Source organism: Arthrobacter sp. ISL-69 (assembly GCF_018613775.1).
In the GTDB taxonomy this organism is placed as follows: Bacteria; Actinomycetota; Actinomycetes; order Actinomycetales; family Micrococcaceae; genus Arthrobacter.
In genome coordinates this window covers 61,079-73,194 of sequence record NZ_JAGGPO010000012.1, presented here as the reverse complement: position 1 = coordinate 73,194, position 12,116 = coordinate 61,079, and the positions used below count along the sequence as shown (strand labels likewise).

Annotated in this window: 12 protein-coding genes; 6 read left to right on the top strand and 6 right to left on the bottom strand. The window is 67.8% G+C overall.

Translation table 11 applies throughout. The features are described from left to right. Positions 1–4: 4 nt before the first annotated feature. Positions 5–262: a HypC/HybG/HupF family hydrogenase formation chaperone gene (locus tag J7I79_RS08370; RefSeq protein ID WP_214952503.1), complete on the top strand. Its 258-nt coding sequence runs from the start codon at positions 5–7 to the stop codon at positions 260–262. A gap of 63 nt (positions 263–325) precedes the next feature. Then, the gene (locus J7I79_RS08365) at positions 326–664 is read left to right on the top strand and encodes a hypothetical protein (protein WP_214952206.1); all 339 of its coding nucleotides are present in this window, start codon (positions 326–328) and stop codon (positions 662–664) included. Between the two features lie 41 nt (positions 665–705). Here the strand turns inward: J7I79_RS08365 and J7I79_RS08360 are convergent, their stop codons facing one another. Then, entirely contained in the window at positions 706–1,488 is a 783-nt protein-coding gene (locus J7I79_RS08360) for a DUF6390 family protein (RefSeq protein WP_251042554.1), read from the bottom strand. 138 nt (positions 1,489–1,626) lie between these two features. On the opposite strand from J7I79_RS08360, the gene J7I79_RS08355 reads away from it, so the two are divergent. The 3 genes from J7I79_RS08355 (at position 1,627) to J7I79_RS08345 (ending at position 4,628) form a co-directional block, all read left to right on the top strand. Further along, the gene (locus J7I79_RS08355) at positions 1,627–2,790 is read left to right on the top strand and encodes an ABC transporter substrate-binding protein (RefSeq protein ID WP_214952204.1); all 1,164 of its coding nucleotides are present in this window, start codon (positions 1,627–1,629) and stop codon (positions 2,788–2,790) included. A gap of 82 nt (positions 2,791–2,872) precedes the next feature. Continuing rightward, on the top strand, positions 2,873–3,877 hold the full coding sequence (locus J7I79_RS08350; RefSeq protein WP_311380549.1) for an iron ABC transporter permease: 1,005 nt from the start codon (positions 2,873–2,875) through the stop codon (positions 3,875–3,877). Next, the gene (locus tag J7I79_RS08345; RefSeq protein ID WP_214952200.1) at positions 3,870–4,628 is read left to right on the top strand and encodes an ABC transporter ATP-binding protein; all 759 of its coding nucleotides are present in this window, start codon (positions 3,870–3,872) and stop codon (positions 4,626–4,628) included. Before J7I79_RS08350 ends, J7I79_RS08345 begins: the two co-directional genes overlap by 8 nt. Positions 4,629–4,845: 217 nt before the next feature. On the opposite strand, the gene ppc is transcribed toward J7I79_RS08345, so the two are convergent. The 3 genes from ppc to J7I79_RS08330 form a co-directional block, all read right to left on the bottom strand. Then, entirely contained in the window at positions 4,846–7,686 is a 2,841-nt protein-coding gene (gene ppc / locus J7I79_RS08340) for a phosphoenolpyruvate carboxylase (protein WP_214952198.1), read from the bottom strand. Between the two features lie 114 nt (positions 7,687–7,800). Then, a complete protein-coding gene (locus J7I79_RS08335) occupies positions 7,801–8,211 on the bottom strand; it encodes a hypothetical protein (protein ID WP_214952196.1) in 411 nt (136 codons plus the stop codon). A gap of 15 nt (positions 8,212–8,226) precedes the next feature. Continuing rightward, a complete protein-coding gene (locus J7I79_RS08330) occupies positions 8,227–8,907 on the bottom strand; it encodes an NADPH-dependent F420 reductase (protein WP_214952194.1) in 681 nt (226 codons plus the stop codon). A gap of 200 nt (positions 8,908–9,107) precedes the next feature. On the opposite strand from J7I79_RS08330, the gene J7I79_RS08325 reads away from it, so the two are divergent. Further along, a complete protein-coding gene (locus tag J7I79_RS08325; RefSeq protein ID WP_214952193.1) occupies positions 9,108–9,932 on the top strand; it encodes a DUF1684 domain-containing protein in 825 nt (274 codons plus the stop codon). Positions 9,933–10,065: 133 nt separating this feature from the next. Here J7I79_RS08325 and J7I79_RS08320 read toward each other — a convergent pair whose 3' ends face one another. Together J7I79_RS08320 and J7I79_RS08315 are read right to left on the bottom strand one after the other, a co-directional pair. Next, a complete protein-coding gene (locus tag J7I79_RS08320) occupies positions 10,066–11,295 on the bottom strand; it encodes an acyl-CoA dehydrogenase family protein (protein ID WP_311380548.1) in 1,230 nt (409 codons plus the stop codon). After that, the gene (locus J7I79_RS08315; RefSeq protein WP_214952191.1) at positions 11,292–12,101 is read right to left on the bottom strand and encodes an SDR family NAD(P)-dependent oxidoreductase; all 810 of its coding nucleotides are present in this window, start codon (positions 12,099–12,101) and stop codon (positions 11,292–11,294) included. Before J7I79_RS08315 ends, J7I79_RS08320 begins: the two co-directional genes overlap by 4 nt. Positions 12,102–12,116: the final 15 nt, after the last annotated feature.

The following is a 12,116-nucleotide window of genomic DNA, read 5'->3' as shown; positions in this document are numbered from 1 at the left end:
CACCATGTGCCTAGGAATACCTGGTCAGGTCATCGAGCTGCTCGAGGGCTACGGGAACCAGCTCGCCCTGGTGGACGTGGCCGGTGTGCAGCGGAAAATCAATATCGGGCTGCTGGACGAGGGGCCGCTGGAGCCAGGCACGTGGGTCCTCATCCACATGGGATTTGCCCTGGAGCGCGTCGATTCCGAGGGCGCGGACCGCGCCATGAACGGCCTGGAGCTGATGGGCCGGCCCAGGGACTTCGACGGCGACGCCGGCTGACGCCTCAGAACGGCGGCGAACCACCACAGGGCGAACCATTACAACCAGAATGAGGAGGACATGATGTCACCGACGAATCCGTCCAACGGCAGTGATGCCGCTGAAAGTACCGCCCCGGGGACGGCCCGCGCTTTCGGCAGCGAGCCGCCGCTGAAGGAACCGGCGCAGCCCGGATCCGACGAAACCCCCGAAGACGCGGCAATGGCGCCCGAAGGCGTGGGAGAGAGCACCACCCGCCGGGGCGAGGACGTGATCAAGGAGGAAGGGCCGGAACCTGGCCGCCAAGAGACCGGAACGGATGCCACCCCTGCCGGGCGCCCCACCGGCGAATCCTCGCCGCGGCACTCCACCGGAATCGAACCCCCGGAGGACCAGGACACGGCCGCGCCGCAGTCGCCGTAGCCGTGAGCGCGCGGAGTTGCCCGTGGGCGTCAGCCCTGCGTTCAGCCGTGGCGTTCAAGGGCGATCGCTGCCCCGCGGTGTTCGACGCCGTTGTTGGCGATCCGGAGATGGCGTGCCGTAAAGTGCTGCAGCCGCTGCAGCTGGGGCGGGGAGAGCCGGTCGCACACCCAGTCCCAGTGCAGCGACACCACGTCACCTGCTGCGAGCCCGTCCACAAAACCGGTCCCGTTCACGGCGTGCTTGGCCGTCTCCACCACAGGCTCGCCCACCGCCAGCGCGGCACCGTCCCACACCAGCGGCCGGGACCGCACCACGGCGTCGTCGCCGGTGACCGCCAGCACCTCGCCCCACCGGATCCGGCACCGGTCCAGCACGTTCAGGGCCGTGGCGTGACGGCGGTCGTCGTGGAGCAGCCCCAGCCACGGGTAGATCTCAAAGACATGGAAGCTGTGGTGCGGAACCCCGCCGGCCAGGACGCCCTCGGCCAGATGCGGGAACTGGCGTCCCGTGCGGGCCCGGAACCGGTCCTCCATGGAGTTGCCGATGTTGGTGATGCCCACCGACTCCAGGAGGCTGTTTCCCACCCAGTACGCCTCCACCACGCGGGCGTCGAGGGGGTCGGTTATGCCGTTGGCGCCGGCAATAAGCTCCAGGTAGGGCCACGCGCCGGCGAAGCCCTTGGCCAGCTCGCGGAGTCCCTGGTCCGTCACACCGGACTGGCCGTAGTGCAGCAGCGCGTCACTGTCCGGAGGCCCGCAGCTGCCCCGGGAATTGGGCGGGTAGGCATACCGGACAAACAACTGGGCACCGTCGACAACCATCATTTGGCCACCTTCTGCAAAAGGTTCTTTGAACGTAGCACCGGCCCCCTGTGCCGACAAGGGGGCCGGAACTCCGTTGCCGTTGACAGCCTCGGCCTTCGGGCGGATCCTGTGAAGAACCTACGCACAGGGGGTCAATCCATGCGAGTCGACGATCTAAACCGCCGCACCGTGCTCCAGGTTCTGGTGGCGGGCGGCTCCGCAGCCCTTCTCGCCGGATGCGGGGCCGCCGGCGCCCCGCCGGCTGCGTCCCCCGGAGCTTCCGGGAGCGGCTCCCCGGGCGCCGCCAGTGCAGGGCCCATCAGCATTACAGACCAGCGCGGCAAGACCCTCACGTTCGCCAAGCCGGTGACGAAGGTGGTGACCATCCCGATGCCGGCGGCCTCGCTGCTGGTGGCCGTGGACCGCAGCGCCGAGCACCTGAGCGCCATGCACAACGCATCATGGGTGGCGATGCGTGACGGCATCCTGGGAACCATGTTCCCGCAGGCGCTGGAGCTGCCGCACGAAATCGCGACCCAGGACTTCACGCCCAATGTGGAGAGCGTGCGGGCCCTGGACCCCGACGTCGTGGTGCAGTGGACCGACTCCCAGCTGGTCGAGCCCCTGGAGAATGCCGGCCTGACCGTGCTCGGACTCAAGAACACCGGCAAGCAGGAGGACGTGGACGCCTGGATCGCTATGTTCGCTGCGATGCTGGGCAAGCCGGAACGGGCCACCGAAATCAAGGAACACAGCGACAAGGAGCTCGCCGAAATTAAGAAGGCCGCGGCGGGGCGTGGATCCGCGGGACCCGGCATTCTCTACTTCAACCGGTTTACCGGCGGGCTGAAAGCCGCCGCCGCGAACACCTACAACGACTTCTACATCAAGCTGGTGGGCGGAACCAACCCTGCCACCGGCCCGGACCCGCTGCCCGGCACCGGAATGGTGGGCCTGGACGTGGAGCAGGTCCTCAGCTGGGATCCAGAAGTCATCCTCCTGGGCAACTTTGACCAGGCCATCCCGCAGGACATCTACTCGGACCCGGTGTGGCAGAACATCTCGGCTGTCCGTTCGCGGCGCGTCTACAAAGTGCCGCTCGGAGGGTACCGCTGGGATCCGCCGGGCCAGGAATCGCCGCTCATGTGGCACTGGCTGTCCGATATCGCCTTCCCGCAGGAGCACTCCGGGCTGCGCGGCAAAGTCAGCGAATACTTCCAGTTCCTCTACAACCACGAGCCCACCGACAAGGAGCTGGACAGGATTCTCTGGATCGCTGAGAACAGCGACTCCGCCAACTACCACCAATTCAATGCTGGATGAGGCCAGCTCAGCGCGACTGAACCGCCGTGGCCCGCGTGCCGGCCGGGCCGCACGGCGGCCGGGCCGCGGAAAAACCGCGGTCGTGGGGCCGATCGCCGTCGCCGCCGTGCTGCTGACCGCCGTCGGGCTCATGGCGCTGGCCGTGGGCCGCTTCAATGTTCCGCTCTGGCACGTGGTCCAGATCCTTACCGCGCAGCTGGTGCCGGTCCCCCTCGAGGCGGGCCAGACGGAACAGAACGTGGTCCTGTTGGTCCGGCTGCCGCGGATCCTGCTCGCCCTGCTGGTAGGCGGCGGGCTGGCAATCGGCGGCGCCGCCCTGCAGGCCATTTTCCGCAACCCGCTGGTCAGCCCGGAGATCATCGGAGTCTCCGCGGGAGCGTCCTTCGGCGGCGCCCTGGCCCTGCTGCTCGGGCTGGGATCCTTCCTGCTGGTCACGGGTTCGTTTCTCTTCGGCCTCGTGGCGCTCGGACTGCTGTTTTTGATCACCTCGGGCCGCGGCGGAACACCCATGCTGATGATCGTGCTCGGCGGCGTGGTCACGGGCTCGTTCTTCTCGGCCCTGGTGGCGCTGGTGACCTACATCGCGGACCCCAACACCACCCTTCCGGCGATAGTCTTCTGGCTCCTCGGCAGCGTGGCCACGGCTACTTTCGCGAAGGTCGCGGTGGCGCTGATACCGGTGGTGGGCGGCGCCGTCGTGCTTCTGCTGCTGCGCTGGCGGATCAACGTGCTGTCGCTCGGCGACGAGGATGCGGCGGCGCTGGGCGTCAAACCCCGTCCGCTGCGCTGGGTGGTGCTGGTGGCGGTGGCACTCATTGTGGCCGGGGCGGTCGCAGTCAGCGGCGCGGTGAGCTGGGTTGGCCTGGTGGTACCGCACCTGGCGCGGATGTGGGTGGGTCCGGACCACCGTGTGCTGCTGCCCGTGTCCTTCCTCCTCGGCGGCGCCTACATTGTCCTGGTGGACACCGTGGCCCGCACCGCGACCGCCGGCGAGATCCCGCTCGGTGTCCTCACCGCCCTGATCGGCGCCCCCGTGTTCTTCCTGCTGCTGCGCCGGAACCGGGAGAGGATCTGGGAAAGTGCTTGAGCTCGACGGCGTGGGATTCGGCTACAGCCGGCAGGACTGGGTTTTCCGGGACGTCAGCTTCTGTGTCCTGCCTGGCAGCGCCACCGCGGTGCTGGGACCCAACGGAAGCGGCAAGACCACGCTGGTCCGCTGCGCAGCCGGGCTGCTGGAGCCTGCGGAAGGAACGGTCCGCCGGGCCGACGGCGCGGGGTACGTTCCTCAGGCCCACGGCAGTGCGTTCGGCTACAGCGCCCTGGACATGGTCCTGATGGGCCGGGCCCGGGAGGTCGGAATCTTCCGGACGCCGGGGGCCTCGGACCGGGCCGCTGCTTCGGAGGCGATGGAGCGGGTGGGCGTGGCCGGGCTCAGGGACCGCCGCTTCCCTACCCTGAGCGGCGGCGAGCAGCAACTGGTCCTGATAGCCCGGGCCATTGCCGCCGGCTGTCCCGTGCTGGTGCTAGACGAGCCCGCCACCGGCCTCGATCTCAAGAACCAGGTGCGCGTCCTGTCCCTGCTGCGCGAGTTGATGTCCGGCGGCATGGCCCTGCTGCTCAGCACCCACCATCCCGATCACGCCCTGTACCTGGCGGACAGGGCAGTCCTCCTGGGCCGCGGCGGAGCACGGACCGGCCGGGCCGCGGACCTGCTCACCGACCCCGCGCTTTCAGCGCTCTACGGGGTTCCGGTCCGGACGCTCCCCTATTCCGACGGCGGCACTCCCCGCCGCACCATCGTGGTGCCTTACGGAAGCGGCGTGGAGGAAAAAGCCTGACCGCCCTCCGGACGCTCTCTCACTTCCTGCGCCCAAAACCCAAACGCTCTCTCACCTTTCGCGCTGAAAACCCAAACGCTCTCTCACCTTTTGCGCCCAAACCCCAAACGCTCTCTCACCTTTTGCGCCCAAACCTCAAACGCTCTCTCACAGGTGAGAGAGCGTTTGAGGAAAACACACAGGAAGTGAGAGAGCGTCGGTGGTTGGACGCTGGAGGCTATCCCGTGTTGCGGAGGCCGGCGGCTACGCCGTTGACGGTGATGAGCATGGCCCGCTGGAGGCGCTCGCTGATCTCCGAATTGGTTACGCCCTCACCCTCGGCGCGGATGCGGCGCATGAGTTCCACCTGCAGGTAGCTAATGGGGTCCAGGTACTGGTCGCGGATCTCCAGGGACCGCTTCAGGGTGGGCTGCGCATCGAGGAGCACGTGCTCGCCGGTGAGGTTCTGGATCTCCGCGACGGTGAGGTTGTATTCGTCCCGGATGGCCCGGAACAGGTGGTGCAGCTCTTCGGGAACCAGGGTGGAGACGTAGTAGCCGGCAATGTCCATGTCCGTCTTGGCCAGCGTCATTTCCACGTTGGACACCACCGAGCGGAAGAAGTGCCAGCGGTCCATCATTTCCACGAGCTGTGCCGTGTTGCCGGCCTCGCGCGCGGCCTTCAGGCCGGAGCCGACGCCGAACCAGCCCGGCACGATCTGCCGCGACTGGGTCCAGCCGAAGACCCACGGAATGGCGCGCAGGCCGCCCAGCCCTGCGCCGGAGTCCGGGCGCTTGGACGGACGCGAGCCAATGTTGAGGGACCCGAGCTGTTCCACCGGAGTGGACGCCAGGAAGTAGGCCGGCAGGTCCGGGTCATCGATCAGCGAGCGGTAGCGGGCGAAGGCGGCGTCGGAGATGGTCTCCATGACGTGGCCGTAGCGCTCGCGCTCATCCTCGGACGTGCGCGGGGTGCGGTGCAGGGCGGAACCCTGCATCACGGCCGCGAGCGAAAGCTCGAGGTTTTCGCGTGCCAGCTCCGGCAACGAGTACTTGTCCGAGATGACTTCGCCCTGCTCGGTGAACTTGATTTCACCTTCGAGGACGCCGTTGGGCTGGGCCATGATGGCATCGTAGGTGGGCCCGCCGCCGCGGCCCACGGAACCGCCGCGGCCGTGGAACAGCCGCACCCGGACGCCATGCTTGGCCGCGATGTCCCGCAGCTTCCGCTGGGTCTTGTGGATTTCCCACTGGCTGGTCATCACGCCGGATTCCTTGTTGGAGTCCGAGTAGCCGAGCATAATTTCCTGCACGTCGCCGCGGAGCCGGACCAGTTCCCGGTAGGACGGATCGGACAGCAGCTGGTCGACGATCTCGGCGGATGCCCGCAGCTCCTCCACTGTTTCCAGCAGGGGGGCAAAGCCGATCTTGGCGTACGGCGCTTCGCCGAAGAGGTTGACGAGGCCCGCCTCGCGGGCCAGTACCGCGGCGGCCAGGACGTCGTCGGCTCCGCGGGTCATCGAAATGATGTAGGTCTCGATGACGTCCGGGCCGTAGGTCTTCAATGCCCGGCGGATCTCACGGAAGACGTCGTACGTGCCGTCAGCGACGCCGTCGAGCTTAATCGGGTGGCCGGACAGCGGACGGCGGGAGCCCAGCTCCGCACCCAGCACCTCAAGGCGCTCGGCACGGCTGAGTTCGGAATACTGCACACCGGGGCCGCCGAGGCGGTCCATGAGCTGCCCCACGGCGTCGTGGTGGTGGTCGGCGTGCTCGCGGATGTCCAGGGTGGCAAGGTGCAGGCCGAAGGAGGCGATGGCACGGCGCACGCGGGCCAGGGCGCCGTCGGCTGCCAGCCCGGCGTGGTGGTTGCGCAGGGACGCCTCCAGCAGGCCAAGCTCGGCGAGGAGCCCGGCAGTGGACGTGTAGTCGCGGCCCGGCTGGTGGGACGAGCCTGCTGCCACGCGCTTGGCCGTGTTGAGGAGCTTGGCCTTGATGCAGGTGAGCTTGAGCCGGTAGGGCTCCTGGGCGTTGAGTTCCAGCACCCGGCGGTCCAGGCCCGGAAGGTTCTTGAGGTCCGCGTCGATCGAGTCCAGCAGTTCCTGGTCCGCCCCGGCCAGCGCCGTGGAGTTGGAGAGGATGGAGATGAGCTCGTCGATCATCGCGATGCTGATGCGGACGGCGTGCTGGTTCTGGATCTGGAGGATCTCGCGGGTGACGGCTGCGGTGACGTTGGGGTTGCCGTCGCGGTCGCCGCCGATCCAGGAACCGAAGCGGATGGGGGCCTTCTGCGACGGCAGGGTGACGCCGTGTTCGCCCAGCAGCTCGGACAGGTCCGACAGCATTTCGGGCATGGCATCGGTGAGGATGCTGTTGAGGTAGTAGATGGCGTTGCGGGCCTCATCCACCGGGGTGGGGCGGACCTGGCGGAGTTCGTCGGTCTGCCACATCTGGTCGATGACTTCGGCGAGCTGGCGGTCCTGGCGGCGGCGGGCCGAGGTGCCCTCCTCGGTCGAGACTGCCAGCACATCGGAAAGCCGGCGGATCTTGTCCAGCACCGAGCGGCGCGAGGCCTCCGTGGGGTGGGCCGTAAAAATGGGGCGGACGTCGAGTTCGTTGACCACTTGCTGAAGCACGGCCGGGCCGGCCTGGCCGGAGATCTCCTCCACGGCCTTCGCCAGCCAGCCGTCCTTTTCCTGGCGCGTCCGCAGCCCGCGGACCCGGTGGACCTGCTCGGCGGCGTTGGCGAGGTGGAAGTAGAACGCAAAGGCACGGACCAGGTCGGTGGCCTGGTCAATGGGCAGGGAGCCGAGCAGCTCGCGGACCTGGGCAACGACGTCGTGCGAGCTCCAGGGGCCGGTGGCATCCGCGCCCCCGCGGGCAGCTTCCTTGGATTCCTTGGTCAGCAGCCGCACCTGCTCCACGAGGTTAAGGAGCTCGGGGCCGTGCTGGCGGACCAGCGATTCGCCCAGCAGCGTAGAGACGCGCCGGACATCCGCCCGGAGTTCGGACGCAAGATCGGCGCTGGCGAGGTCTGCGCCTGCGAGATGGGTGCCTGGATTTACTGCAGTGTCAGCCATGGAAACTATCTTTCGAGGGTTCGGACTTGGCTCGTACACTGCGCTGGATACTGTGAGCCGGGTTACTTGTTCCTATGGATATTACCCGGCCCCGTTGCGGCGTGGGAATCTGTCTCAGATAGTGTCCGTGCCCTTGACGTCCGCTGCCGCCCCTGTTTGAGTGGGCGCCGCATCGGGCTTTCCGGGCGCCGCATCGGGCTTTCCGGGCGCCGCATCGGGCTTTCCGGGCGCCGCATCCGGGCGGCGGGCCGCCCGGATGGTGATCCTTCCGGTGTAGGCCTCGTTATGGTCGGGGCCCTTCCCGGACTGGGTGGACTCGTGCCGCCGCTGCTTCAGCTCTTCGCGGGCAGCCGCCGCCTCCTCACGGGTGGGGGCGCCGGTGGCGGGGTCGATCATGCCCAGCGCACTCCCCAGCGTTCCCGTGGCTCCCTTGGGGTTCCCGCCGCGCTTCAGGACGGACATCCCGGCCAGGGTGAACCCGGCAATGAGCGCCAGACAAGCCAGAACGGTGAGGACTGCGTCCATGCCCCGGCCGCTGTTTCAGCGGACGATCTTGAAATTGAAGTCGGGCGTGCCCAGGGCGCCCCATAGCCGGATCCAGACCGGCAGCATCATTTCAGGGCCCCGGGCAGTGGTGATATCGCCGAGGTCGATGATGTCCTGATGACCGAGGCTCTGCAGCAGGGACGTCACGGCTTTTTTCGCGTCGGCGTCGTTGCCCGAGACAAACACGGAGTGGTCTCCCCCGCCCACACGGCCGGGATTGACCATCAGCCCTGCATTCATGGTGTTGAGCGTCTTCACCACCTTGGCCTCCGGGAAAGCCTGCTGGATCTGCTCGCCGAGGCTGTCCGTGTTGACCGGGTTCAGCGACGGCGGGAAGCCCTGCGACGGATCGAGCGGATTAGCGATGTCCATCAGGATCTTGCCGGCCAGGTTCCGCGTGCCTGCCGCGGCCAGGGCGTCGAGGGAGCCCATGCCGTTAGTCAGGTTGATCACCAGTTCCGCTGCCGCGGCTGCGTCGGGGTAGGCCGCGAGCGCCACGTCGACGTGCTGGGTACGCCACTTGGCAAACGGCGGAGTCCCCATGGTGTCAGTGTCCTGCCGGGCTAGCGTGGCATGGGGATCGCGGGTCCCGATCACCACTTCGTGCCCCAGTTTCGCCAGGGCCGCCGCCATCGTTCGGCCGGCAAATCCGGTGCCGAGGACAGCTATTTTCATGGCGGTCACTTCCGTAGTCCGCTGGGTAGACAACCTTGTCTCGCGCGTTCGCCTGGAACGTGTTTGACGCTACCAGCTGGGCTGACGGGCGGCAATGGACCCGGAGTGCGGTGGCGCGGCCGCGGTCTCGGACTGAACGGAATGTTGCGGGAACTTATGCGGTTGTACCGTGGGCCGTACGCCATTGCCCTGGAGGACCCATGAACACCGCCCCTGACGCCCAGCTGGACCGCTGGAACCGCTTCCGCGCCAACCGCAACAAGGCGCTGGCCGGCGAGTACGGCTGGTTGACGCTCACGTCGTTCCAGTGGCTGGAAAGCCAGCCCGCCGCCGTCGACCTCGTCCCCGGGCTCTGGTCAACGGACGGCACGACGGCGTTCCTCACCGCCGGTGCGGCGGACGGGCTGACGCTGGTGGAAACCGGCGAAGCCGTGGACGGCACCATCTCGGCCGCGCTGGCAGACGAGGAGTCGCTCATGTGGGTGCAGTTCGGCGGCGCCGACGGGAAGCAGGTGGTGGTGGAACTCGCGATGCGGGCGGACAGGTACGCCATCCGCACCCGGGATTCGCAGTCGCCGGTGTTCACGGAGTTCGACGGCGTGCCCACCTTCGAATACCGACCTGACCTGGTGGTTGAGGCCAGCTTCCGTCCCTACCCCGAGCCGGTGGACGTTCCCATCGGAACCGCGAACCCGCTGGTGGACGGCGTGCACCGGTCCGTCGGCGACCTGGTCTTCCGCCTGCCCGGCAAGGACCACGAGTTCCACCTGCAGGCGGAGGAGGAGAAGCTCGGCGCCCTCACTGTCACGTTCCACGACGAAACCAACGGCGACTCCACGGACGAGTGGCGAAAGGTGTCCACGGCCCGGCCCCGCCCGGACGGCTCCGTGGTCCTGGACTTCAACCGCGCCATCAACTACCCGAGCGCCTTCACGCCGTACGGGACCTGCCCCATGCCCGTGAGGAACAACAGCCTGGACTACCGCATCGAGGCCGGCGAGAAGGACCCGATGATCGCCGACTGAGCGCGAACGGACACTTAGGGCCATCACCCGGAGCGCGAACTGGCAGCTAATCCCCGCAAACTCACGTTTTGAGGTCATTTGCTGCCAGTTCGCGCTGGTTGGGTTCGCGCCGGGTCCCGGCCGCGGAAGGCGCTCAGACGATCGCGGATACCCCGGTGACGGCGCGGCCGACGATCAGGGTGTTGATCTCGAACGAGCCTTCATAGGTATAGATGGCCTCGGCATCGGCGAAGATCTTCGCGATCCGGTAGTCCGTGACGATCCCGTTGCCGCCCAGCATGGACCGCCCCATGGCCACCGTTTCGCGCATCCGGGCGCTCGTGTACGACTTCGCCAGCGCCACCTGCGCCATGTCCGCCGTACCGTCCTGCTGCAGCTGGGCGATACGGACCATCATGCCCATGCTCGCCACGGCATTGCCCAGCATGGTGACCAGCTGCTGCTGGATGAGCTGGAATTTGGCCAGCGGGCGCCCGAACTGCTGACGTTCGACGGCGTGCTGCCGGGCGACGTCGAACGCCGCCAGCTGCTGGCCCACCGCCTGCCAGGCCACCATGATCCGGGACCCGCGGAGCAGTTCGTTGGTGTCCTCGAAGCTCCCGATGCCGGCGAAACGGTCAGCCTCCGCCACCCGCACCTCCCGGAAGACGATGTCCGCGTTCTGCACCGTGCGCAGGGCAATCTTGTGTTCGATCCGGCTCCGGCTGACGCCGGGGAGGGCCGCATCCACGATGAAACCCCGGATGGCGCCGTCGGCCTCGTCCCGCGCCCACACGAGCATGTAGTCGCAGAACGTCCCGTTGCCGATCCAGCGCTTGGCGCCGTTAAGGATCCAGTAATCGTCGGCTTCCCCGGTCAGGCCGGAAACCCGGCGTGCCCGCGTTTCCATCCCGCCGGCCACATCGGAGCCGTGTTCCGGCTCGGTGAGGGCGAAGGCGCCGGTAGTGCGGAGGTTGGCGGCGTCGTCGAGCAGCCGGGCCTTCTGCTCCTCGGAACCGAACCCGTAGAGCGACTCCACAAAGAGGTCGTGGTGCACCAGGAAAAAGGTGGCGATGGACGTGTCCACCCGCGTCATCTCGGCAATCACCAGTCCCGCGAACAGGTGGCTGTAACCGCGCTGGGCGGGGGCGCTGAGTTCGAGGGCCGCCAGTTTGGGCAGGATGTGGGCGGGAAACTCGGCGTTATTCCACCACTCGGTGGCGAACGGCGCGATTTCAGCAGCCAGGAACTCCCTCAGCTCCGCCAGCTTCCGCTGTTCCTGTTCGCTGAGCAGCGACTCGAACCCGAAGAAATCGGCCGTGGGCAGTGAATCCACAGAGGTCGCAGCCGGGACCTGCTGCCCAGCGGCCGCCGCCGCCGTCACTTCGGTCCCATCCGGATGGCACCGTCGAGGCGGATGGTCTCGCCGTTGAGCATGGCATTGTCCACGATGTGCGCGGCCAGGCTGGCGTATTCGGCCGGGCGGCCCAGCCGGGAGGGATGCGGCACCTGCCGGCCCAGCGAATCCTGGGCCTCCTGGGGCAGTCCTGCCATCATGGGCGTTTCGAAGATGCCCGGCGCGATGGTGACCACGCGGATCAGGGAACGGGCGAGCTCGCGGGCTATCGGCAGGGTCATGGCCGCCACGGCGCCCTTGGACGCGGCGTAGGCGGGCTGGCCGATCTGGCCGTCGAACGCGGCGACGGAGGCGGTGTTGATGATAACGCCGCGCTCCGGTCCCCCGAGTTCGGTCACGGCGGGCTCGGTGGCGGCCATGGCGGCTGCGGCGAGCCGGATCACGTTGAAGGTGCCCACGAGGTTGATCTGGATGACGCGGTTGAAGGTGTCCAGCGGGAGCACACCGTCGCGGCCCAGCACCTTCCCGGGGGTGGCGATGCCGGCACAGTTCACCACAATGCGCAGCGGTCCAAGGGCAACCGCGGCGTCGACGGCGGCCTGCACCTGGTCCTCGCTGGTCACGTCCGCCGGGACGAAGACTGCGGACGGGGCGGCCGGCACGTTCAGCTCGGCGGCCCGGGCGTTCAGCTCGGCGGCAGCTGCCTCGCCCCGGGACGACGGCAGGTCCACCAGCACCACCGAAGCCCCGGCGTCGAACAGGCGCCCTGCTGTTGCGGCGCCCAGCCCGGAGGCCCCGCCCGTAATCAACGCGACAGTACCTTTGATGTCCATCCATCCTCCTTGATG

What these genes read in the sequence shown, in the direction of transcription:
- J7I79_RS08355 (WP_214952204.1), top strand. Translation starts at nt 1,627, where the DNA reads ATGCGAGTCGACGATCTAAACCGCCGCACCGTGCTCCAGGTTCTGGTG.
- J7I79_RS08325 (WP_214952193.1), top strand. Translation starts at nt 9,108, where the DNA reads ATGAACACCGCCCCTGACGCCCAGCTGGACCGCTGGAACCGCTTCCGC.
- J7I79_RS08335 (WP_214952196.1), bottom strand. Translation starts at nt 8,211, where the DNA reads ATGGACGCAGTCCTCACCGTTCTGGCTTGTCTGGCGCTCATTGCCGGG.
- J7I79_RS08330 (WP_214952194.1), bottom strand. Translation starts at nt 8,907, where the DNA reads ATGAAAATAGCTGTCCTCGGCACCGGATTTGCCGGCCGAACGATGGCG.
- ppc (WP_214952198.1), bottom strand. Translation starts at nt 7,686, where the DNA reads ATGGCTGACACTGCAGTAAATCCAGGCACCCATCTCGCAGGCGCAGAC.
- J7I79_RS08360 (WP_251042554.1), bottom strand. Translation starts at nt 1,488, where the DNA reads ATGATGGTTGTCGACGGTGCCCAGTTGTTTGTCCGGTATGCCTACCCG.
- J7I79_RS08365 (WP_214952206.1), top strand. Translation starts at nt 326, where the DNA reads ATGTCACCGACGAATCCGTCCAACGGCAGTGATGCCGCTGAAAGTACC.
- J7I79_RS08370 (WP_214952503.1), top strand. Translation starts at nt 5, where the DNA reads ATGTGCCTAGGAATACCTGGTCAGGTCATCGAGCTGCTCGAGGGCTAC.
- J7I79_RS08315 (WP_214952191.1), bottom strand. Translation starts at nt 12,101, where the DNA reads ATGGACATCAAAGGTACTGTCGCGTTGATTACGGGCGGGGCCTCCGGG.